The organism is Tenacibaculum discolor, from assembly GCF_003664185.1.
Lineage (GTDB): Bacteria > Bacteroidota > Bacteroidia > Flavobacteriales > Flavobacteriaceae > Polaribacter > Polaribacter discolor.
In genome coordinates this window covers 1-23,906 of the sequence record NZ_RCCS01000010.1, presented here as the reverse complement: position 1 = coordinate 23,906, position 23,906 = coordinate 1, and the positions used below count along the sequence as shown (strand labels likewise).

Sequence of the window (23,906 nt, the reverse complement as noted above, 5' to 3'; positions counted from 1 at the left end):
TTATAATAATTCTTTTAAAAAGAGAGTCCATTTAGCAATCACATTCTCTTTACTATACTTGACAACTTCTTGTTTAGCACTATCGCTCATTAACTTGCGCATTTCTGTATTACTGATCAACTCTTTTATTTTTTCTACAAAAAAAGCCGAGTTATTTTCCTCTATTAAAAAACCAGAATTATCAGAAATAACTTCTGAAGGACCTGTTATACAATCATAAGCTATAATGGGTAAACCAAAAGATTGCGCTTCTATAAGGGTCATAGGCAGACCTTCAAAGCGAGAAGTCATAGCTAAAAATGAAGCTTGTTGATAGTATTCTGATATATTATTCGTGCTGGGTATCATTTCAACCCTCTCATGCATATCATACTCTTCTATTCTCTCTTTTAACTCCTGCTCATCCTCTCCGCTTCCTATTATTTGTAAGACCCATTCTTTGTCTATTGAATTCTCTTTTATCAAACTTGCCCATAAATCAATAAGTAAATCAAACCCCTTTTGATAGGCTAACCTGCCAATTGCAATTACTTTTTTTGAATCTATTGAATATTTTTCCTCTGAAATATTAAAAGGAGACATGTTATTTATTGCTTTGATGTTGCCTTTAACTTTTAAATTATCCTCCCACAACCCTTTATCTCGCTGTGTTAACACAACTATACCATCTGCATATTTTGCTGCTAACCAACGAAGCTTATGTCTTAAATTTTTACCTAAACTTACCGTAAAGTTAAAATGCTCCCAAATAACCAGTTTTAAGTTTTTTCTTTTATTAAAAATAAATACCGGTAAGAGAAATAGTAGTGAAAAAACTTCAACTGCTACTATAACGTTAATTTTATTTTCATTTAAAGCTTTTTTTAGTAAAAAAAATAAATTAAAATATTCTCTTTTTACATTTTTGCAATTTAAATGAATTAACTCTACACTTGAGTTAATTTTAAAAAAAGGCTTTTCTTTCTCCGAATTTGTTGCTATTAGGTAAACTTTATAATCTTTCTTTTCTGCCAAACCATTAGCTACTGAAATACAAGATCTTTCAGTCCCTCCAGACCGACTATAATTCCCTATATAAAAGGCTATTTTTTTCTCTTTGCTTACCATTTTATTGAAATATTATCTTTTACTTCTTTTTATTTTTCACTTAATTGGGGTATCTAACTAAAACTTTTTTTTTAACATAATTATATTTAAAGCACACAATTATATTTTTCTCTTAATTTTATTAATTAAAAACTGTTTTTCACTCTCATCAGTACCTACAAACCATATAAAAGATAATATTAAAATATAATTAATTGATACAAATATTATCTTATCAAAAAAAGTATTCAAAAGAATTAACTTTTGATTCTTTACATAAAAAAACAAAAGCTCTATACTTACCACTACTATAACAGGAATACCTACTACATTAAAATATTCAAAAAATTTAATGTTTAATTTTTTTTTCGTGTAAAAAAGTAAAAAAATTAAATTAATTACCTCCATTATAATCATGGATACTATAACAGATACAGGAGGAAACCCTTTCAATAAAAAAAAATATGACAGAGGCAAAGAAAGTAATAAAAAGAATGAGTCAAATATTTGATAACTACGAATATCTCCTTTTGCCTTTATAGCACTATCTATCGGATTATGAAAAACACGTACCATAGAATAAATTAAAGTTAGTTGTATAAACTCTTCTAGAAAGCTTGGTACTTCCTTTAACCATAAATCCAACAAATCTATTGTGAATAGTAAAAAAGGGATCATTAACATCATTATTAAAAAAAAGGAGTATTTCATTACTTTTAATACTAAATGTATAAACCTTTCTTGCTCACCTTGAGCGTACAGCTTAACTATTTGCGGATTACTAGCTATTAACAAATTTTGAGTGAACATTTGTAAAGCCCCAGAAACTTTTTGAGACAAGCCTCTAACTGTATTCAATGCTGGACCATAAAATAAATTCAATAACATATTAATTCCCTGATTCTGTATAGCATAACCTGTATTTCCAAAAAACTGCCATCCTGAAAACTTTAACATCTCTTTAAAGAGGTTAGATTCCCAGCTAATTCTAAACTTTATATCTTTAAATGTCCTTTTACAATATAAAGAACTTGCCCCTCTTATTACTATAGTTATTATAAAGACACCTACTGAATAAAGAATCAAACTATCAACTGTACTATAAAGAAGAACTAAAATCAAAAGTAACTTCAAAATGCCATCCAGAATTGAAATATAAGCATAGACTTTCATTTTCTCATTAGCTACAATTAAAGCGTCATAAGGTATTGACATTATTGAAACTATTACAGATAACAATGAAAAATGAAACACATAAAATGCTGCGGATAACCTTTCAGGAGCTATAACAAGTTTATTTTCAATATACCAAACTCCAAAAGCTTCTACTATTATAAAGAAAAGAACACTCAATGCTATGTGAATCATGATGCTCATACTAAATACAACATTAATGTTCTCTGAACGCCCTTTCCCCATTTCATAGTTAAGAAATCTTTGAGTTGATGATGTCATCAATCCCTTTACAGAGCTAAAAATAGCTACCAAACTTCCTACAACGTTATAAACTCCATAATCCTCAACTCCAAGTAATTCAAGAAGTATTCTTGATGTATAAAATGAAATAAACATCAAAAACACTAACCTAAAATACAAAAAAAGTGTATTAATAGCTATACTACTTCTCACTTATCAAATTTTTAAAACAGTTTAATTAGTAACCACTTTCCTCTTACTCTACACAAAACATGAAATGATATCTAAACGTTACTAAATAAAAACGTTAAATATATATCTCTTTATGATTAAACTCATTTTCATTCTTAATCAAGCTCATTTCTTTTAACAATTATTTTTACTTAATAGCATATAAATCACTTTAGTATTTAATACGAAATACATCTTTATTCTATTATTTCTTTCCCTCTTATACTAAAAAATTTTATGACATTTAGAATACATCTCAGTATTTTTCTACGTTAAGAACACTAGGTTTTCAATAACTTTACACCTATTTTATATAAGTATGTTTTACCCCTTTTTTTATTAAACCTACATTTCTAATATCATGTACAATCTCTATCGATTGCCTTGCTTCTTTCAAACCAAAGCCATTTCCTTTTAAAATCTCTTGGTAACTTGTAGTATGTAAATCGGTAAAACCTGAGCTGAACTCAATTTCTTCCCCATTTACGGTAATAGAACGATACGTACGTTGTCCTTTTTCTTGAATTTGTTTAGGTAAGGTGGTTTCATCAATCGATAGAAACCAACGAACACGTGCTTTTTCAAACTCTAAATAACCTGACGCTTTGTGTTTTTCTCTAAGGTGTACTTTATTTTCCTGTACATTTCCAAAAATCCAAGACAGCATATCGAAAAAGTGCACCCCTATATTGGTGGCAATTCCACCCGACTTACTTTCATCTCCTTTCCAAGAAATGTCGTACCAATTCCCTCTAGAAGTGATATAGGTTAAATCTACTTCGTATTTTTCTTCCTTATTTTCTTGTTCTATTCTATTTTTTAAAGCAATAATGCTTGGATGCAATCGTAATTGCAATATGGTATTAATCCTACTCCCTGTTTCTTTTTCAATCGCTTCTAAGGCATCTACATTCCAAGGATTTAACACCAATGGTTTTTCACAAATCGCATCGGCTCCTCTACGTAATGCCATACGAATATGTGAATCATGTAAATAATTGGGTGTACAAATACTTACATAATCCAACTGAATATTTTGTTGACGTTTTAATTTTTCAATATGGCGATCAAAACGCTCAAACTCCACAAAAAAGTCTGCTTTAGGAAAATAACTATCTAATATTCCTACGCTATCATTTTTATCCAATGCAGCTACTAAGACATTATTTGTATCTTTAATCGCTTTTAAATGACGTGGAGCAATATATCCTGCAGTCCCTATGAGTGCAAAGTTTTTCATTATAGATTTTTATCTTTTATTGAAATAGGCAATATATTTTTCACATCATACACCACAGATTTTTCACTTTGTAATGATAAAAAGTCTAAGTTTTCAAACTCTTTATGCGCTACTGTTAATACAATCGCATCAAAAGGTTCTTTTGGCACTTCCCTTGTTGACACCAACCCGTACTCATGCTTCACTTCTTCTTCGTTTGCCCAAGGGTCATAAATTGTAACATCCGTTCCGTATTCTTTTAACGCAGCCACCACATCTACTACCTTAGTATTTCGTACGTCAGGACAGTTTTCTTTGAATGTTACTCCTAATACCAAAACGTTTGCATCTTTAACACGAATATCTTTTTTTATCATCAGTTTTACCACCTCTGAAGCTACATAGTCTCCCATACTATCATTTAGCCTACGTCCTGCTAAAATAATTTCTGGATGATATCCGTATTCTTGAGCTTTTTGCGCTAAATAATAAGGATCTACTCCTATACAATGACCTCCTACTAATCCTGGTTTAAATGGTAAAAAATTCCATTTGGTTCCTGCTGCAGCTAATACATCATACGTATTAATATCCATTAGACCAAAAATCTTCGCTAACTCATTTACAAAAGCAATATTAATATCTCTTTGAGAATTTTCAATTACTTTAGCTGCTTCTGCCACTTTAATTGTAGGTGCTAAGTGTGTACCAGCAGTAATCACCGATTTATATAATTCGTCTATTTTTTTTCCTATTCCAGGTGTGGAACCTGAAGTCACTTTCAAAATCTTTTCAACCGTATGCTCCTTGTCTCCTGGATTGATACGCTCTGGGGAATAACCTGCGTAAAAATCTTCGTTAAATTTCAAACCAGACACTCTTTCCAATACTGGAATACACTCTTCTTCTGTTGCTCCTGGATATACTGTTGATTCGTATACCACAATATCTTCTTGCTTCAATACTTCTCCTACAGTTTCACTTGCCTTTACTAAAGGAGTTAATACAGGACGGTTATTTTTGTCTACCGGAGTTGGTACGGTAACTATATAATAATTACAATCTTTAATATCATCCAAAGAGGTGGTACAAAACAAACCATGCTTGTCTGAAGGTTGCTTTACCAATACAGATTGAAGCACATCATCTTCTACTTCTAAAGTACTATCGGTTCCTGACATCAACTCTGCTACACGCTCTTTATTGATATCAAAACCTACCGTAGAATATTTTGTTGCAAATAATCTTGCTAAAGGTAGACCTACATATCCTAATCCTATAACAGCTATTTTTGGTTGACTCATTCTTTTATAAATTTTCCCAATACCACTTTACTGCCTCTTTTAATCCTTGCTGAAGTGAAAATTGTGGATTATAGTTTAATAATTTCGTTGCTTTTTCTACACTTGCTAAAGAATGTGGAATATCTCCTGCTCTATTAGGGCCGTGTTTTACTTCTATATTTTTTATTGAAGCATCAAATTCAGACAGGTATTCTTTTAAATACTCTACCAAATCATTTAGTGTATTTCTATCTCCATAAGCCACATTATACACTGTATTTAAAGCTTCAGAATTATCAGCTACTAAAGACAATAAATTTGCTTGAATCACATTGTCTATATACGTAAAATCTCTTGAATAATTTCCGTCTCCGTTAATTGTAGGAGACTCTCCCTTCATAAACTGCCCTACAAACTTCGGAATCACCGCTGCATACGCTCCTTCTGGGTCTTGCTTTCTTCCAAATACATTAAAGTAACGCAATCCTATAGTTTCTAAACCGTAGGTTTTTGAAAAAACATCAGCATACAATTCATTTACATATTTCGTTATTGCGTAAGGAGATAATGGTTTTCCTATGACATCTTCTACTTTTGGCAATCCTTTTGAATCTCCATAGGTTGAAGAACTAGCAGCGTATACAAATCTTTTTACTCCTGCATCTCTAGCAGCTACTAACATATTTAAAAACCCCCCTACATTTACATCATTCGAAGTAACAGGGTTGTTTATTGACCTAGGAACTGAACCTAAAGCTGCTTGGTGTAGCACAAAATCTGCTCCTTCAACAGCTTTCTTACAATCTTCTAAGTTTCTTATATCACCTTCTATTAACTTGAAATTTGGATTATCATGAAGATGTGTTATATTTCCTCTTTTCCCTGTAGCGAAGTTATCTAAACACACCACTTTGTTATTCTTTTCCAATAGCACCTCACAAAGATTGGAACCTATAAAGCCAGCGCCTCCAGTAACTACTATTTTCTTTCCAGAAAGATTTATATTCATTTTAGAAGATTTTTATATCTTTTTCTCTATTAATCCGCAAAACTACAAAAAATAGCATAAACAGAATATTATAAAACAAAAAAGTCTCATCAAAAAATGATGAGACTTTCAGTGGGCGCGAAGGGATTCGAACCCCTGACCCCTTGGGTGTAAACCAAGTGCTCTGAACCAACTGAGCTACGCGCCCGTTTGCAATTAAATCCCTGTAAGAGTTGTGGGCGCGAAGGGATTCGAACCCCTGACCCCTTGGGTGTAAACCAAGTGCTCTGAACCAACTGAGCTACGCGCCCTTACTTGTTAATTGCGGATGCAAATATATAACAGTTTTATAGATTGACAATAACTTTTTTTCATTTTTTTTCTATAAAGTTTCTGCCACCACAAATGTACTTCCTCCAACATAAATCACATCTTCTTTAGCTGCATTTTCTTTTGACTTTTCAAGTGCTTGACTTACAGAATCAAACACCTCTCCTACCAATCCGAATTCCTTCGCTTGTTCTTTTAATTCGTCTGCTGACAAGCCACGAGGAATATTTGGTTTACAGAAATAATATTTTGCTTTTTGAGGAAACATTGGTAAAATTTCACTCAAATTCTTGTCTGAAACAACTCCTAACACCATATGTAATTGTTGATAATTTTCCTTTTTTAGTTGTTTCAACGTATAAAATAATCCTTCTTTATTATGTGCTGTATCGCAAATAACCTTCGGATTGTTCTGCAACACCTGCCAACGACCTTTTAAATTAGTGTTTTTTACAACATTCAACAATCCGTTTTTTATATTTTCTTCTGATATTGAAAATCCTTTTAATTGCTGAATCGTAGTTACAGCTGTCGTTACATTATGTTTCTGGTAGTCTCCTAATAAATCTGTGGTATAGTTTTTAGGATTATCTGAAGCAAAAACTATAGGTGCTTTACACTCTTCCGCTTTAGCGGTAAAAACATTTTCCGTTTCATTTTGACGCTCACCTACAACTACTGGAACTCCATATTTAATGATTCCCGCTTTTTCAAATGCTATTTCTGGTAAGGTTTCTCCTAAAAACTGAGTATGATCGAGTCCGATATTAGTAATTACAGAAACTTCGGGTGTAATTATATTAGTTGAATCTAATCTTCCCCCTAAACCAACTTCAATAACTGCAATATCTACTTTTTGATTTGCAAATTCTTTAAACGCCATTCCTACCGTCATTTCAAAAAATGACAAGCCTTGATTTTCTAAAAAAGTTTTATTGCTTTCTATAAAGTCAATTACCGCTTCTCTCGAAATCTCTTCTCCGTTAACCCGAACACGTTCTGTAAAGTTTTTTAAATGCGGGGAAGTATACAATCCAACCTTATAACCTACTTCTTGTAATATAGAAGCTATCATATGACTGGTAGACCCTTTACCGTTCGTTCCTCCTACATGAATTGTTTTAAACTTTTTATGTGGATTCCCCAACTCTTCACACAAGGCAATAATATTGGTTACATCTTTTTTAAATGCTGTTTTCCCTTGACGTTGATACATTGGCAACTGAGCAAACATCCACTCTAATACTTCTTGATAAGTCATTTAGAAAACTAATAAATTATTAAAAATGAAGAAAAATTAATTATGGTACTCCTGATACCATTTTACAAAACGACGTACTCCTTCTTCTACTTTAATCTCTGGTTTATACTCATAATCTTTGATTAAACCATCAACATTTGCCCACGTTCTTTTTACATCCCCCATCTGCATAGGTAGCATCTCTTTTGTAGCTTCTTTCCCTAAACTCGTTTCCATCTGCGTTATAAAATCTAACAATTTCACAGAGTCGTTATTACCTATGTTGTATATTTTATATAGTCCTCTACTCTCAACAGGTTTTTCTATAACTCTCTTAACCCCTTCCACAATATCATCTATATAGGTAAAGTCACGCTCCATATCTCCATTGTTAAACACTTTGATTGGACGATTATTTGAAATTGCATCAGCAAATAATATCGGCGCCATATCAGGTCTTCCCCATGGTCCATATACTGTAAAAAATCGTAACCCTGTTGTTGGAATCTTATATAAATGGCTATACGTATGAGCCATCAATTCATTGCTTTTCTTTGTTGCTGCATACAAACTCACAGGATTATCCACTGTGTCCTCTTCTGAAAAAGGCACTTTTTTATTGGCTCCGTATACACTTGAACTACTTGCGTACACCAAATGTTTAATCTCATAATGTCTACAACATTCTAAAATATTTAGAAAACCAACAATGTTACTTTGAATATATACATCTGGATTTTCGATACTATAACGAACTCCTGCTTGCGCTGCTAGATTGCAAACCACTTCAAAATTTTCAGTAGCAAACAGTTGAAATAACTCTTCTTTATCTTCTAGATTTAGTCTGACGAACTTGAAGTTTTTATTTGTTGAACTAATTGTTTTTTTATAAAATACCTCAGCACTATCCTTATCAACACCCAACTCTTTTAATCGAGCATACTTTAAATTGACATCGTAATAATCGTTGATATTATCAATTCCAACAACTGTGTGTCCTTCTGCTAACAATCTTTCACTTAAATGAAATCCGATAAAACCTGCTGCCCCTGTAACTAAAACTTTCATTAGTTTTTCCCTATTTGATAATATTCAAACCCTCTTTCTTTTAAATTGTAGCTATTGTATTGATTTCTTCCATCGAAAACAACAGGAGTTTTTAATTGTTTTTTAATTTCAGAAAAGTCTGGAGAACGGAATTCTTTCCATTCTGTCAATAATATCAATGCATCAGCCTCAGCTAACACTTCGTATTTTGCATTTTTATACGCTATATTCTCAACATCTTTTAAGTAAAAATGCTGCGCTTCTTCCATCGCTTTCGGATCGTACGCTTGTACTTTTGCCCCTCTCTTCACCAACTCTTTCACTACATAAATTGCTGGAGCCTCACGCATATCATCAGTTCCTGGTTTGAATGCCAATCCCCACAATCCAAAAGTCTTCCCTGTTAAATCTTCCCCAAATTTTTTAATGATTTTCTCTGCTATTACAAACTTCTGACGATTATTCACTTCTTCAACAGACCTTATCAATTGTGCTTCATAACCGTTTTCCTCGGCAATTTTCTTCAACGCTTTGACATCTTTTGGAAAACAAGAACCTCCGTAACCAGCTCCTGGATAAATAAAGCTATACCCTATTCTTGAGTCTGAACCAATTCCTGCACGTACATTATTTACATCCGCTCCTACTCGTTCGCAAATGTTCGCCATTTCATTCATAAACGAAATCTTCGTTGCTAACATTGCATTGGCAGCATATTTGGTCATTTCCGAAGAGCGAACATCCATAGCTATAAATCGGTCATTTGTCATAGTAAATGGTGTGTATAACTGACGCATTTTTTCAAAAGCATAATCTGATTCTGCTCCAATCACCACTCTATCTGGTTTCATAAAATCATTAATAGCATCTCCTTCTTTTAAAAATTCAGGATTCGACACTACATCAAATTCAATGCTTACATTTCTTTTATCCAACTCTTCTTGAATAGTTCTTTTCACCTTATCCGCAGTACCCACAGGAACTGTAGATTTATCTACCACGATTAGTCTATGATTCATTTTCTGACCAATTTCCTTTGCTACATCTAATACATATTGTAAATCAGCTGAACCATCTTCTCCCATAGGAGTTCCCACCGCTATAAAAACAATTTCGGTTTCATTAATAGTATCTTCTAACTTGGTAGTAAAGAATAAATTTTTCTTTTCTACATTTTTCAGTACCATCTTCTCTAATCCTGGTTCGTAAATAGGAATGATTCCTTTGTGCAACTTATTTATTTTTTCTTGGTCGATATCTACACAAGTAACCTTGTTTCCCATTTCTGAAAAACATGTTCCTGATACCAATCCTACGTAGCCTGTTCCAATAACAGTTAGTTTCATGTATTTGTGTTTATTAATTCTTCTATGGTTGCATCTTCAGTTTACACACAACCTAATTAAATAACTTTACGCTATTAATATTTAGCAAAGATATGTTATTTTGAAAGAGAAAACTTGTAGATAATTGTTCCTCGTTGTTTTGATGGTGCATTTCCATCTGCATTCCATTTTGTTTTCAATGCTGCTTTTTTTGCCGCATCGTATAAACATGATGCTGAATTTGTAGTTCCTCGAGCTCCCGGAGTTGCTTTAGTTACTTGTCCTTTTTGATTTACTTCAATACTTACCACTACTGTACCTTCTTCTTGACAATCTGGTTTTTGAATAGGTTTTGATAAAGCTTTTCTTCCTGCTAGGTTATAATTACCTCCTGAACCGCTCCCAGAATTCCCATAATATTTATCTGAATTTGGATCTCCTTTTTCATTTCCCTTTACACCTGTTTGTTTATCATCTCCTTCACCAGAGTTTGCTCCTTCTTTTGATGTTCCGTTTAACAAACTATTTAAAGCATCAGTCGTTTCTTTTGATGGTTTTGGCTTTGGCTTCTCTTTAGGCTTTACTTCTTTTGGAGTTTCTTTTACAACTTCTTTCTTTTCTACTTCTTTTTCAACCACTGGAACCTCTTCCGCTGTATCATCTGTAATAATTTCTTCTTTGATGGTTTCCTCTGGAGTTTCTTCTACCAACTCTTCAACAATTTCTTCTTGCTTTGGAGTAGCTTTCGATTTTGTTTTTTCAACAGGCTCACCACTTCCTACTTCAGAAGTACCAAAATTAATCGCTAAACCATATTCAATAGGCGGATCGAGATATTTCATTCCGTAATTGAATATCCCGATTATTAATAATATCAGAATAATTGCTGTTATCACAGCTGATTTACGTTTATGTTGTGTATCTAAAACCGTCATTTATTTACCTTTAACAGCCAAAATCATTTTTAACTTGTTTCTATTCGCAATATCAATTACCTGCATTACATTTTTATATTGCACATTTTGATCACCACGAATAACTACTGTTTTCTTTTTATCAACACCTACTTTAGTTAACAACTCCCTTTCTAAATTTACGTTGCTTACTTTTGTTTTATCTATGTAAAATGATGCATCTTTTGTAATAGTTACTGCAATTGATGTATTGTTTTCCGTTTTACCTCCAGCTTTTGGCAACAACACATCAATTGCACTTACTGTAACAAGTGTAGATGTTAACATAAAAAATATCAATAACAAAAAAACAATATCAGTCATTGATGACATATTGAAATTTGGATTGACTTTATTTCTTCCTCGTAAATTCATTATACTGGCTCGTTTAATAAGTCTAAAAACTCAACAGATTTTGCTTCCATTTGATAAACAACCTTATCTGTACGAACTACTAAATGATTGTAAGCGATATATGCAATAATTCCTACTATTAATCCTGCTACAGTAGTTGTCATAGCTGTATACAAACCGTCTGATAACATCTTAATATCAATTTGTCCTCCTGAATTTGCTATTTCATGAATCGCAACAATCATTCCAATTACTGTTCCTAAAAAACCTATCATTGGAGCAGCACCTGCAATTGTTGCTAAAACTGAAACATTTCTTTCTAACTTATACACTTCAAGTTTCCCTGCATTTTCTATTGCTGTATTAATATCTTCTAAAGGTTTTCCTATTCTAGAAATCCCTTTTCCAATTAACCTTGCCGTTGGTGTTACTGTATTATCACAAAGTGATTGAGCACTATCTATTCTTCCGTTAGTTACATGATCTCTAATTTGGTCCATAAAATTAACATCAACTTTTGATGCTTCTTTAATAGCAAAAAAACGTTCAAAATAAATATATAGAGCTACGGCTAATAAAACGAATAACAAAGCAATAATGATTTGACCGCCTACACCTCCATCCATAATTAAATTATAGATTGATAAAGTTTTTTCTTGAGGTACTTCCTCTACCAACTCCTGAGTTTCTTGAAATAATAGCATGAATACTAAATTAGGATTTATATTATGTTTTCGCTATTTAACTAACGATTTCTTTTATTTAAAATTGTTTGATATAAAAAGTCTTCCTTACTTTTAACAATGAAGGAAGACTTTTACTTTTATTATACTTGATTAATCAAAAATAGCACTTTTGCAATCATAAAAACTAATAATTTTATACTAGTTCTTTTAATGCAATTTCAAAAGCTGTTTCACTTATTTTAGTTTTTGCTGCACTTTTAGCGTGTGTTCTTTGTAATGCTTTTTTAATAGTATTTGAAGTGTCTTCAAAAATTGCTTGATCTGTCATTTCTACTCTACGCTCCATAAAGTATGCAAACACTCTTGCCATACCACAGTTTGAAATAAAGTCTGGAATTAAACTTACTTTCTTATCTGTATCTTCCATAATAGAACCGAAGAAAATTTCTTTATCTGCAAACGGAACATTTGCTCCACATGAAATAACTTCTAACCCTGAGCTTATCATGCTGTTAATTTGGTCTTGAGTAACTAGTCTTGAAGCTGCACATGGTGCAAAAATTTCACATGGCAAGTCCCAAATACGTTCGTTAATTTCTTCAAAAGGAATCATGTTTTCAGAAACTAAAGTATTACCGTCTTTGTTTAAGAACATTTCTTGAATTTCTTCAAAAGAGAATCCTTCTTCTTTAATGACTCCCCCAACACGATCAATTATACCTACAACTTTAGCTCCCATTTGCGCTAAATAATAAGCTGCTGCTGAACCTACGTTTCCAAAACCTTGTACTACTGCTCGCTTTCCTTCTACTGTTCCTCCATAAATATCATAGTAATGACGAACTGCTTCAGCAACACCATACCCTGTAATCATATCAGCTACTGTATATTTTCTGGAAATATCTGGTGATAGGTTTTCATCTTCTAATACCTTGATAACTCCATGACGTAACTGACCAATACGATTAATTTTGTCTGCTTCAGTAGGCTTAAAATGTCCATTAAAAACCCCTTCTTGCGGGTGCCAAACACCACTATCTTCTGTGATTGGAATTACTTCATGTATTTCATCAACATTTAAGTCTCCTCCTGTTCCATAATAGTTTTTTAATAATGGAGCGACAGCTTTATACCAACGTTCTAAAACTCCTTTTTTACGAGGGTCTTGTGGATCAAAATTAATTCCTGATTTTGCTCCTCCAATTGCAGGTCCAGATACTGTAAACTTCACTTCCATCGTTTTAGCAAGTGACATTACTTCATATTTATCTAATCCTTTACGCATACGTGTACCACCTCCGGCAGCACCTCCTCTTAATGAGTTTATTACAGTCCAACCTTCAGCTTCTGTTTCAGAGTCTTTCCAATTAAATACTATTTCTGGTTGTTTTTCTTCGTATTGCTTTAATAATTCTTTCATTGTTTAATGTTATAATAGATGATTTTCAACTTTACCTGTTTCTTTTTCATATTCAAAAATTCGTTGTAATTATTCCCCTAAGGGGGGCTAAAGTTGATTCATTATAATATAGGTTTTAGTGTGTAGTTGTTACCGAACAAATTTATTATAAAAAACAACATTACTCAAATAGTTTAAATTATTTCTGTGGATAAAAAAATTTACCTGAAGAATGGTCTTTTTTTGCTCCAGTTACTGATTGTAAACAATTTACTTTTTCTTGTTTTTTCAACAACCCTAAAAACGCAAAAACTAATGCTTCTTTGTAGTTGATTAACCCATCATCAACCATTGGTACTGTTTTTTTTATATAAAACTCTATTCTATTTATAAGAAAACTATTGAAAGCTCCTCCTCCAGTTACTAAAACCGTTGCTTCATTTTTATCCTCTATTACTTTACCTATTTGTATTGCTGAATGTTCTACAAAAGTTCTTAAAATAGTAGGTATTTCTGTTTCTTCTTCATTTATTAGAGGAAAAATAGTTGATTGTACCCATTCTAAACCTAGAGACTTTGGTGGTAATTGAGTATAAAAAGGAAGACTATTTAGATTTTCTAATAATTTTATATTTATTTCTCCTTTTGAAGCTACAATTCCTTTATCGTCAAAGTCAAGTCCCAATTTTCTAGTATAATGATTCAATACAATATTTACAGGACAAATATCAAAAGCTATTCTTTCTTTATTTTTTTCATAAGAAATATTTGCAAAACCACCTAGGTTTAGACAATAGTCATAATCAACAAATAACAACTTATCTCCTATAGGTACCAAAGGAGCTCCTTGTCCTCCAAGTTCTACATCTTGAGTTCTGAAGTCACAAATAACCTCTTTTTTAGTAATATTTGCTATTTCTTGGCCATTACCTATTTGTAAAGTTATTCCTGCTTCTGGTTGATGTAAAATAGTATGTCCATGAGAAGCTATAAAGTCTAATTTTAAAATGCGATGTTCAGTAATAAAATTACTTAATACCTTTCCTAGAAGTTTACCATATTCAATATCTAAAACCTCTAAATCTTTCTCATCATAATTAATTGCCTCTTGCAGTTTACTCTTCCATTCATTAGAGTATGATATTGTATCTGCTTTTAAGATTTTAAAATCCTTATATAATTTTTTGTGTATTTTAATGTATGCTAAATCTATTCCATCTAAAGAAGTTCCAGACATTAACCCAATACAATAAATATAGTTGTCTTGCATAAAGTAAAAATAGTAAGTCTATTGAAAAATTGCTATTAAAAAAGTATCTTTGAGCACATTTTTTACGAATTTAACAAAATATAAAAATAGATAATGGATTTTAACCTTACAGAAGAGCATTTAATGATTCGTGATGCTGCACGTGATTTTGCTAAAACCGAATTATTACCTGGAGTTATAGAAAGAGATGAAAAACAAGAGTTTCCTAATGAACTGGTTCGCAAAATGGGTGAATTAGGGTTTATGGGAGTAATGGTAGATCCTAAATACGGAGGAAGTGGAATGGATGCTGTTTCTTACGTATTAATTATGGAAGAATTATCTAAAATTGATGCTTCTGCTTCAGTAATGGTTTCTGTAAACAATTCATTAGTATGTTATGGTTTAGAAGCTTATGGTACTGAGGAACAAAAACAAAAATATTTAACAAAATTAGCTACTGGTGAACAAATAGGAGCTTTTTGTTTAAGTGAACCAGAAGCGGGTTCTGATGCTACCTCACAGGCAACTACTGCAGAAGACAAAGGTGATTACTACTTATTAAATGGTACTAAAAACTGGATTACTAATGGTGGTCGTGCAGATACTTATTTAGTAATTGCACAAACTGACAGAAGTAAGGGACATAGAGGAATCAATGCTTTTATTGTTGAAAAAGGTATGGAAGGTTTCCACGTTGGACCTAAAGAAGATAAATTAGGAATCCGTGGTTCTGACACACATACATTACAGTTTAACGACGTAAAAGTTCCTAAAGAAAACCGCATTGGTGAAGATGGTTTCGGATTTAAGTTTGCAATGAAAACTTTATCTGGTGGACGTATTGGTATTGCTGCTCAAGCTTTAGGTATCGCTGCTGGAGCTTACGAATTAGCTTTAAAATACTCTAAAGAACGTAAAGCTTTTGGTACAGAAATCTGTAACCACCAAGCAATTGCTTTCAAATTAGCTGATATGTATACTGAGATTGCTGCTGCTCGTCATTTAGTAATGGCTGCTGCATGCAAGAAAGATACTGGTGAAAACTACGATCGTGAAGGTGCTATGGCTAAGTTATATGCTTCTAAAGTAGCGATGGAACAAACTGTTGAAGCAGTTCAAATTCATGGAGGTAATGGTTTCGTTAAAGAATATCACGTTGAACGTTTAATGCGTGATGCAAAAATTACTCAGATTTACGAAGGAACTTCTGAAATTCAAAAAATTGTAATTTCAAGAAGTGTGTTAAGAGATTAATTATTTCTCTTTCATATCTATTTATAAGTAAAAGCTCATTTTAAAAATGAGCTTTTACTTTTTTAAATTCTTTATAGTAACTTTGCCCAATAAATAATCACTTATGTCAAATAAAAAATCCTACGGATTTATATCTGTAATTGTTCCTGTTTATAATGAAGAAGACAATGTAATTCCGTTAACTCAACAAATTGATGATAGTTTAGAAGGATTTGATTACGAAATCATTTATGTTGATGATTTTTCAACCGATAACACAAAGAAAAATGTTGTTAATATGAATAACCCTAGAGTTATTTTGGTTGAGCTACGTAAAAATTATGGTCAGAGTTTAGCATTAGCTGCTGGGTTTGATCAGGCAAAAGGTGATTATATAGTTACGCTTGATGGAGACATGCAGAATGACCCGTCAGATATCCCACACATGATTGAAAAAGCAGAAACAGAAGATTGGGATGTTGTTACTGGAATTAGAGCTAAAAGAAAAGACTCTTTTATTCGTACTATTCCTTCTAAAATTGCCAATTTTTTAATTAGAAGAGCTACTCGTTTAGATTTAAAAGATCAAGGGTGTGCTATAAAAGTATTTAAAAAAGATATAGCTAAAGATTTAAATTTATATGGTGAAATGCACCGATTTATTAATCTTTTGGCGCATTTAAATGGTGCTAGAATTACGCAAATACCAGTAAAACACCACCCTAGAATACATGGGCAATCAAAATATGGTTTAGGTAGAACTGTAAAGGTTATTAATGATATTATTTTAATAATCTTCCAAAGAAAGTATATGCAGCGTCCAGTTCATCTTTTTGGTAACTTCGGGTTATTTTTTATGTTCTTCGGATTAGCTATCAATTTTTATCTACTAATTTTAAAATTATTAGGACAAGATATTTGGGGCAGACCTTTATTAATTGTAGGTGTAATGCTAGTTATTATTAGTTTACAATTCTTTACTGTTGGGATTATTACAGATTTATTGATGAGAACTTATTACGAGTCACAAAAAAAACGCCCTTATACTATTAGAAAAATTCATGTAAGTGAATAATAAAATTGTTAAAACACTCGCCAAAATAGGTGTAAGTATCTTACTCTTATACCTTGTTTTTACAAAAATTGACTTTAACCAAGTCATTAAATTATATGAGACCTCCAATCCTTTTTACTTAGTATTGGCTATTGTTCTATTTATTATTTCACAGTTTGTTTCATCCTTACGATTAAATTATATTTTTCATAAAAATCAATTTCCACTAAATCAAGTAAGTAATCTAAAGTTGTATTTTATTGGAATGTTTTATAACTTCTTTATACCAGGTGGCGTTGGAGGAGACGCTTATAAAGTATATATATTAAATAAGCAATTTGGATGGAAGCCAAAGCAACTAACTAAATGTGTGTTTATAGATAGACTTATTGGCTTATTAGCTATTTTCTCCCTACTAATTTTAATGGGAGGTTATTTATTTTTTTCTAGCTCAATATTACTTTTGATAAGTATTATTATTGCATTTTTTACTTTTTTTGTAGCAAAATTTGTATTGGCGAGAATTTTTAAAAATAATGATACTTACTATACTTATAGCTTTGGTTATTCAATAGTTATTCAATTATTACAAGTTGGTGTTATTGTTTGTATTATTAAAGCCTTTCAGTTAAAAGTAACTGCAATTATTAGTTACTGTTTTGTTTTTCTAATATCTTCAGTACTTTCTGTAGTATCTTTTGCTGGATTTGGAGCTAGAGAATATATCTTTTTAAAAGCATCCACTTTTTTAAACACACAAGACACAATTGCTACAAGTATTGGACTTTCATTTAATATTATTACTGCTTTAATTTCATTAATTGGATTGGTTTTTATTATAAACAAAGTACAGCTAACAACTGTTTCATACAATAAATAATTTATGGACTTTTTTTACCAACAAAAAAACATTAAATATCTCTATTTTTTAGTTGCAGTGGTTTATGTTATAGGATTGTTTATTCCTTTAATGGCCAATGATTCAGCGCAACATGCTACCATGGCAATGCGTATGTATTTGAGTGATAATTTTTTTGAGCTATTGAAAGGTCCTAACCCTTATTTAGATAAACCACATATGCATTTTTGGTTATCAGCTATTTCATTTAAAATTTTTGGTTTACATGAATGGGCTTACCGAATTCCTGCCTTATTATTTACTGCTTTAGGAGCGTACTCTGTTTATCAATTAACAAAAAAACTATATAGTGAAAGTGTAGCTCATTTTGGTTCACTTATCTTTTTAACTAGCCAATCTATCATTTTAGCCAATCACGATGTTCGCACGGATGCTGTATTAACTGGAGTTACAATTTTTGCCATTTGGCAATTGTTTGAATATGTCTCAACAAGAAAACTAGTTTCAATTATTCTAGGAGCCATTGGTATGGGGATATCATTTTCTACTAAAGGATTTTATGGAGTAGGGATTATTTGTTTCGCTATATTTTCACATATAATTTATACCAAAAAGTTTAACGTAATATTTTCCTACAAAGTTCTTATAGGTTTAGCCATGTTCTTCCTTTCCATTACACCTGTTTTGTATGCTTACTATGTTCAGTTTGGTATAGATGGAGTTAACTTTATATTATGGAATCAAAATGTGGAAAGAATTACAGCTAAAGGTTTTACCAAAAACAGTCCTGATTACTTTTTCTTTTTTCATTCTCTACTTTGGACTTTTTTACCTTGGGCTTTTTTAATGTACTACGGTTTATTTTATCAAATCAAAAAGTTAATAAAAAACAAATTCAAATCTATAAAAGGTGTTGAACTATTAACTATTGGAGGTGTTTTAATTACACTCTTAATTATTAGCTTTTCAAAATTTAAATTGCCTCATTATTTAAATCCGTTATTAGCTCTACTTTCTGTGTTTACTGCTGGAGTTTTATATAATCTTCAAAAAGACAATCAGCAAAAAACATTAAAAGTATTTTTGGGCTTCATTTATTTTATGATAACTGTATTAACAATTGCTGTTATTTTAATTTTATGTTTTACTTTTAATACTCCTTCTATTTTAACTTTTATAATTAGTTGTGTTTTATTTTTAGTATTACTATTCTCTTTGATTCAGAAAAAGGATTTCAGTAAAAAAATAGTTATTAATTCTGTTCTTTTAATGGTATTTATCAATGTAGTACTTAATACTTACTTCTATCCTGAATTGCTACAATATCAAGGAGGAATAAAACTAGCTACCATTGTTAACCAAAACGATTCCATAAACATTAAAGACGTATATTTTTATGAAAATGATTATTCTTGGCCTTTAGATTTTTATACAGGAAGAAATACTCCGCATATTACAAAGGAAGAACTAAAAAACATTAATAAAGACGTTTGGATTGTTATTCGAAATATTCCTCTTGAAAAAGTTGAAGAAGATGGTTTTATCATTAAAGAAAAGCACAGAGTTGATCATTTTAGAGTAACTAGACTTAGCTTAAAATTTCTAAATCCTAAAACGAGAGATTCTAAGTTAGGTGATGCTTACTTATTAAAAATAGCTTCAAAAAAATCTTAGTGAAATTTACTCTTCATTTTTAAATTCAATCCCATGTAAATGCAAACCAGAAGCTGGTGCTATAGTTTTCATAAAGTCTATATCACTATTTTCAGGACTCAAACTTTTCTTGATGAACTCTAAGTCGTAGTTACCTTTACCTAATTCAGCTAAAGCTCCCATAATTAAACGGATTTGATTACGTAAAAAACCACTTCCTCTAATGATTAGCACATAGCTTTTCTTTGGAAAAAAAGAAGCCGATAAGTCAGTATTCTCTTCAATTCTACATAAATCAATAGTACGTTCAACTTTCGTTTCAGGTGAAGGTTTTGTACAGTAATGCTTAAAATTATGAAAACCTTCAAAAAGTTTTGCTCCTTCTTTCATTAGCCTTACATCCAATTCATCTAAATACCCCGTTAAAAAAGGAGCACAATAAGGATGGTTTTTCTCTCCAAAAGAAAAATAATAACGATACTCTTTAACTTTTGGGTGCTGAATAATATTAAATGATTCGTCGTGTAATTGTTCAACAGATACCACACGAATATCAGAAGGTGAATTTCTATTGAAGTCTTCAATAAAAAAAGACTCTTCTAGTTTTTCATCAATAAATAATTGAAAGTAATAATCAGTCGATGATACTTTAGCATCTGTTCTTCCTACACCTACCGATTTACAGCGGATACCTTTACAAACAAACTTTAATGTTTTATCTACAAAAAAATGAACCGTTTTTAAATTGGGTTGTTTCTGCCAACCATGTAAACGAAACCCCAAATATTGAAACCGAACTAAATACGCGTAGTTATAATTCATACTATAATAACTCGTATGATTGTTTTGCTATTTCTAACTCTTCATTTGTTGGAATTACCAACACTTTTACTTTGGAAGCATCACTATGTATTTCAGTTAATTCTTTCGCACGAATAGCATTCTTTTCTGTATCCAATTCAATACCCAAATATTCCATATCTGTGCAAACTAGTTTTCTAATCACATCAGAATTTTCACCAATACCTGCAGTAAATACAATTGCATCCAAACCATTCATCGCTGCAACATATGAACCTATATATTTTTTAATTCTATACGCATTCATGTCTAGTGCTAACTGGCAGTTTTTATCTCCTTTAGCAGCTGCTGCTTCGATATCTCGTAAATCACTAAAACCTGTTAAACCTAACATTCCACTTTCTTTTTGTAACATGTTATTTACATAATCAACATCATACCCTAAATTATTTATTAGATAAAAAATTAAAGAATGATCAATATCCCCAGAGCGTGATCCCATAATTAAACCTGTAACGGGACTAAAACCTAAACTATGATCAATACTTTTTCCATTCTTAATCGCAGTAATACTGCACCCATTACCCAAATGAATTGTTATAATTTTTGAATACTCCGTTTGAAGATATTTATTTGCTTTTTCTGATACATATTTATGGCTAGTTCCATGAAATCCATACAAACGAATTCTATGTTCATCTAAAAATTTATTAGGAATAGCATACTTATAAGCTTCAACAGGTATGGTTTGATGAAATGCAGTGTCAAAAACGGCTACTTGTTGTGCATTTTTAAAAATAGATTCAGATACTATAATTCCCTCTAGGTTTGCTGGATTATGTAAAGGAGCTAATGAAAATAACGACTTAATCTTCTTTTTAACTTCTTTTGTAACTATAGTTGTTTTTGTAAATGTACTACCACCGTGAACTACTCGGTGACTGACAACTTTAATATCGTTTATGGAAGAAATTACCCCTGTTTTATCATCCAACAATAAATTAACTACTTTTTCTAAACCAGATTTATGATCTTTAATTACTACTTCTTCTTCTATTTTATCTTTACTTGATTTATAGTGAACTTTTCCTTTTTCTAAACCAATTCTTTCTATCATTCCTGAACAAAGCACTTCTTGTTGAGGCATTTCAAACAACTGATATTTTATTGAAGAACTTCCTGAGTTTATTACTAAAACTTTCATGATTTTATATTAATAAGCTATTCTTGCGCTTGAATTGCAGTTAAAATTACAGTGTTAAAAATATCATCTATAGTACAACCTCTACTTAAATCATTTACTGGTTTATTTAATCCTTGTAGCATAGGTCCAATAGCCAAAGCTCCTGTTTCACGTTGTACAGCTTTATAGGTATTATTTCCTGTATTTAAATCAGGGAAAATTAACACATTTGCTTGACCTGCAACTTCTGAATCTGGTAATTTCTTTTTACCAACAGATGGATCAACCGCTGCGTCGTATTGAATAGGTCCTTCAACTTTTAAATCAGGTCGTTTTTCTTTTACTATTTCAGTAGCTCTTCTAACAATATCTACATCTTCTCCTTTTCCTGAAGTACCTGACGAGTAAGATAACATGGCTATTTTAGGATCTATACCAAAAGAAATGCTTGAATCTGCCGAAGAAATTGCAATTTCAGCCAGTTCTTCTGCCGTAGGGTTTGGGTTAATGGCACAATCACCAAACACAGAAACTCTATCTTCTAAACACATAAAGAAAATTGAAGAAACTACTGAAAAACCTGGCTTAGTTTTTACAAATTGTAATGCAGGTTTTATAGTGTGCTGTGTGGTATGTGCTGCTCCTGAAACCATTCCATCAGCAATTCCTTTATATACCATCATCGTTCCAAAATAAGAAACATCACCCATCAAATCTTCCGCCATTGTTAGACTTAAACCTTTATGCTTTCTTAACTCATATAATGTATTAGAAAAATCTGTAAAATATTCAGATTCTATAGGGTTGATAATTTCTGTTTTATCAAAATCAAAAGGAATATTTAATCGTTTAACTGAAGCTTCTATATTTACTCTTTTTCCTAATATCGTTAATTTAACAACATCTATTTTTTGTAATAAAGATGCTGCTGTTAATATTCGATCATCGTTTCCTTCTGGTAATACAATATGTTTACGTACTTCTTTTGCCTTTTTTAATAAATTATACTGAAACATTCTAGGCGTTAATACTTCCGACCCTTTATAACTAACAAGCTTTTCGTTCAAGCTTGCAACATCAACATGTTTTTCAAACATACTGATAGACATTTTTATTTTGTCAACATTCTCAGCATAAATATGAGAACGCACAGCTCCTAATCTTGAAGCAACGCTAAATGTCCCGTCTTTTACCCAAAGAATAGGCACAATTTTTTCTAACCCTTCTATTAGTTTTATTATAGAAGAATTTAATTCCATCCCCCCTGTAAGAATAATACCTGCTATAGAAGGATAATTACTAGAAATATTCGCCTGTAAAGTCCCTAATAGTATATCTGATCTATCTGCTGGTGTCACCACAACACTATCATCTCCTAAATGATGTAAAAAATGAGATAATTGCATTGCTCCTACTTTAATATCTCCTGTAGTGTTATTTAAGAACTCTTCTCCAAATAAAACTTTTCCTTCAATCTCCATTAAAAACTCCTTAATTGTTGGGTTATTTAATTTTTGATCTATTGGGATGGCATTTATAGAAACTGACTTAGGTAGGTTACCTCCAACCTCTTTTACAATAATTGGAATGTTATTTTCTTGAACTTTATTTGCAACAACTGCAATAACTTGTACATCTTTATTAACAAAAGAGTCATAGGTTAATCGTAAGCTTTGAGTAAAATCTTCAAGAGATTTATTCATTCCCCCTGACACTATTATTACTGGTGTTCCAATATTTTTAGCTATAAGAACATTCAAGTCCATTTCAATCACAGCTCCATGATCAGAAAAATCAGTTCCTTCAATAATGATAAAATCATTCTCTTCTTCTAATCTCTTATACTTTTCAATAATTTTACTAATGATTTCATCTTCTTGGTCATTATTTAACATTGTAATTAATTCTGACCTTGTAAAAGCATAACAATCTTCATAGCTACTTTTTAAGTTGAAGTAATTAAGAACAGTGTTTATATGGTTATCTCTCTTATTACCTACTGGGTTGTCAATTATAGGCCTAAAATATCCAACTTTAGGTTTTTTTCGAAGTAACAGTTGCATTAAACCTAAACTCAACATAGACTTTCCTGAGTTAGCATCACTTGCAGCTATATAAATTGATTTATTCATATTCTTGCTTTTAAAGCAAAATTACTTCTTTTAATATTATAAAAATAACGAGAAAAGAATTAAAACCTACGGTATATGTATATAGAATATTGAATTTAAAATAAGATCAAAAAAAAACCTCAATCTAATAAAAGATTGAGGTTTAAAAGAAAGGCAACGACCTACTCTCCCACCAGTGGCAG

Annotated in this window: 20 protein-coding genes and 2 tRNA genes; 4 read left to right on the top strand and 18 right to left on the bottom strand. The window is 31.5% G+C overall.

The annotated features are described in order from the left end of the window. From C8N27_RS13555 to C8N27_RS13485, 15 genes are all read right to left on the bottom strand, one after another. Positions 1-1,107 carry a glycosyltransferase family 4 protein gene (locus tag C8N27_RS13555; RefSeq protein ID WP_121148082.1) on the bottom strand — a complete coding sequence of 369 codons (1,107 nt, stop codon included), beginning with the start codon at positions 1,105-1,107 and terminating at the stop codon, positions 1-3. Positions 1,108-1,206: 99 nt separating this feature from the next. Next, positions 1,207-2,715 carry a lipopolysaccharide biosynthesis protein gene (locus C8N27_RS13550; protein WP_147431745.1) on the bottom strand — a complete coding sequence of 503 codons (1,509 nt, stop codon included), beginning with the start codon at positions 2,713-2,715 and terminating at the stop codon, positions 1,207-1,209. Positions 2,716-3,037: 322 nt separating this feature from the next. Beyond that, positions 3,038-3,973, bottom strand: a complete 936-nt coding sequence (locus C8N27_RS13545; RefSeq protein ID WP_121148077.1) for a Gfo/Idh/MocA family oxidoreductase — start codon at positions 3,971-3,973, stop codon at positions 3,038-3,040. After that, entirely contained in the window at positions 3,973-5,256 is a 1,284-nt protein-coding gene (locus tag C8N27_RS13540; RefSeq protein WP_121148075.1) for a nucleotide sugar dehydrogenase, read from the bottom strand. Before C8N27_RS13540 ends, C8N27_RS13545 begins: the two co-directional genes overlap by 1 nt. 4 nt (positions 5,257-5,260) lie before the next feature. Further along, positions 5,261-6,244 (bottom strand): SDR family oxidoreductase, encoded by a 984-nt coding sequence (locus C8N27_RS13535; protein WP_121148072.1) that lies wholly within the window; start codon positions 6,242-6,244, stop codon positions 5,261-5,263. A 112-nt stretch (positions 6,245-6,356) separates the two neighbouring features. Next, positions 6,357-6,431 (bottom strand) — tRNA-Val (locus C8N27_RS13530). 28 nt (positions 6,432-6,459) lie between these two features. Next, a tRNA-Val gene (locus C8N27_RS13525) sits at positions 6,460-6,534 on the bottom strand. Between the two features lie 71 nt (positions 6,535-6,605). After that, positions 6,606-7,814, bottom strand: a complete 1,209-nt coding sequence (locus C8N27_RS13520) for a bifunctional folylpolyglutamate synthase/dihydrofolate synthase (protein WP_121148069.1) — start codon at positions 7,812-7,814, stop codon at positions 6,606-6,608. 36 nt (positions 7,815-7,850) lie between these two features. After that, positions 7,851-8,861: an NAD-dependent epimerase gene (locus C8N27_RS13515; RefSeq protein WP_121148066.1), complete on the bottom strand. Its 1,011-nt coding sequence runs from the start codon at positions 8,859-8,861 to the stop codon at positions 7,851-7,853. Then, positions 8,861-10,186 (bottom strand): UDP-glucose dehydrogenase family protein, encoded by a 1,326-nt coding sequence (locus C8N27_RS13510; RefSeq protein ID WP_121148063.1) that lies wholly within the window; start codon positions 10,184-10,186, stop codon positions 8,861-8,863. Before C8N27_RS13510 ends, C8N27_RS13515 begins: the two co-directional genes overlap by 1 nt. 95 nt (positions 10,187-10,281) lie before the next feature. Then, positions 10,282-11,100, bottom strand: a complete 819-nt coding sequence (locus tag C8N27_RS13505; protein WP_121148061.1) for an energy transducer TonB — start codon at positions 11,098-11,100, stop codon at positions 10,282-10,284. Continuing rightward, the gene (locus C8N27_RS13500) at positions 11,101-11,493 is read right to left on the bottom strand and encodes an ExbD/TolR family protein (protein WP_121148058.1); all 393 of its coding nucleotides are present in this window, start codon (positions 11,491-11,493) and stop codon (positions 11,101-11,103) included. It abuts the gene before it with no gap. Beyond that, positions 11,493-12,176, bottom strand: coding sequence for a MotA/TolQ/ExbB proton channel family protein (locus C8N27_RS13495; RefSeq protein WP_099213912.1), 684 nt, complete (start codon positions 12,174-12,176; stop codon positions 11,493-11,495). The genes C8N27_RS13500 and C8N27_RS13495 overlap by 1 nt, the downstream gene beginning before the upstream one ends. Before the next feature lie 175 nt (positions 12,177-12,351). Continuing rightward, positions 12,352-13,578: a Glu/Leu/Phe/Val dehydrogenase dimerization domain-containing protein gene (locus C8N27_RS13490; protein ID WP_099213911.1), complete on the bottom strand. Its 1,227-nt coding sequence runs from the start codon at positions 13,576-13,578 to the stop codon at positions 12,352-12,354. Positions 13,579-13,756: 178 nt separating this feature from the next. Beyond that, positions 13,757-14,827 carry an anhydro-N-acetylmuramic acid kinase gene (locus C8N27_RS13485; RefSeq protein ID WP_121148056.1) on the bottom strand — a complete coding sequence of 357 codons (1,071 nt, stop codon included), beginning with the start codon at positions 14,825-14,827 and terminating at the stop codon, positions 13,757-13,759. A gap of 93 nt (positions 14,828-14,920) precedes the next feature. Between C8N27_RS13485 and C8N27_RS13480 the strand changes: the two genes are divergently transcribed. From C8N27_RS13480 to C8N27_RS13465, 4 genes are all read left to right on the top strand, one after another. Beyond that, a complete protein-coding gene (locus C8N27_RS13480; RefSeq protein WP_121148054.1) occupies positions 14,921-16,063 on the top strand; it encodes an acyl-CoA dehydrogenase in 1,143 nt (380 codons plus the stop codon). Between the two features lie 103 nt (positions 16,064-16,166). Continuing rightward, positions 16,167-17,117: a glycosyltransferase family 2 protein gene (locus C8N27_RS13475; protein WP_121148051.1), complete on the top strand. Its 951-nt coding sequence runs from the start codon at positions 16,167-16,169 to the stop codon at positions 17,115-17,117. Continuing rightward, entirely contained in the window at positions 17,110-17,976 is an 867-nt protein-coding gene (locus tag C8N27_RS13470) for a lysylphosphatidylglycerol synthase transmembrane domain-containing protein (RefSeq protein ID WP_121148049.1), read from the top strand. The genes C8N27_RS13475 and C8N27_RS13470 overlap by 8 nt, the downstream gene beginning before the upstream one ends. A 3-nt stretch (positions 17,977-17,979) precedes the next feature. Continuing rightward, the gene (locus C8N27_RS13465; protein ID WP_121148046.1) at positions 17,980-19,629 is read left to right on the top strand and encodes an ArnT family glycosyltransferase; all 1,650 of its coding nucleotides are present in this window, start codon (positions 17,980-17,982) and stop codon (positions 19,627-19,629) included. A 6-nt stretch (positions 19,630-19,635) separates the two neighbouring features. Here C8N27_RS13465 and C8N27_RS13460 read toward each other — a convergent pair whose 3' ends face one another. From C8N27_RS13460 to pta, 3 genes are read right to left on the bottom strand one after another with little or no spacing between them, the layout of a single operon-like run. Then, positions 19,636-20,430 carry a tRNA pseudouridine synthase A gene (locus C8N27_RS13460; protein ID WP_121148044.1) on the bottom strand — a complete coding sequence of 265 codons (795 nt, stop codon included), beginning with the start codon at positions 20,428-20,430 and terminating at the stop codon, positions 19,636-19,638. Between the two features lies 1 nt (position 20,431). Next, complete coding sequence (locus C8N27_RS13455) at positions 20,432-21,613, bottom strand: acetate/propionate family kinase (protein ID WP_121148042.1); 1,182 nt, start codon at positions 21,611-21,613, stop codon at positions 20,432-20,434. A 17-nt stretch (positions 21,614-21,630) separates the two neighbouring features. Continuing rightward, positions 21,631-23,724 carry a phosphate acetyltransferase gene (gene pta / locus C8N27_RS13450; RefSeq protein ID WP_121148039.1) on the bottom strand — a complete coding sequence of 698 codons (2,094 nt, stop codon included), beginning with the start codon at positions 23,722-23,724 and terminating at the stop codon, positions 21,631-21,633. Positions 23,725-23,906: the final 182 nt, after the last annotated feature.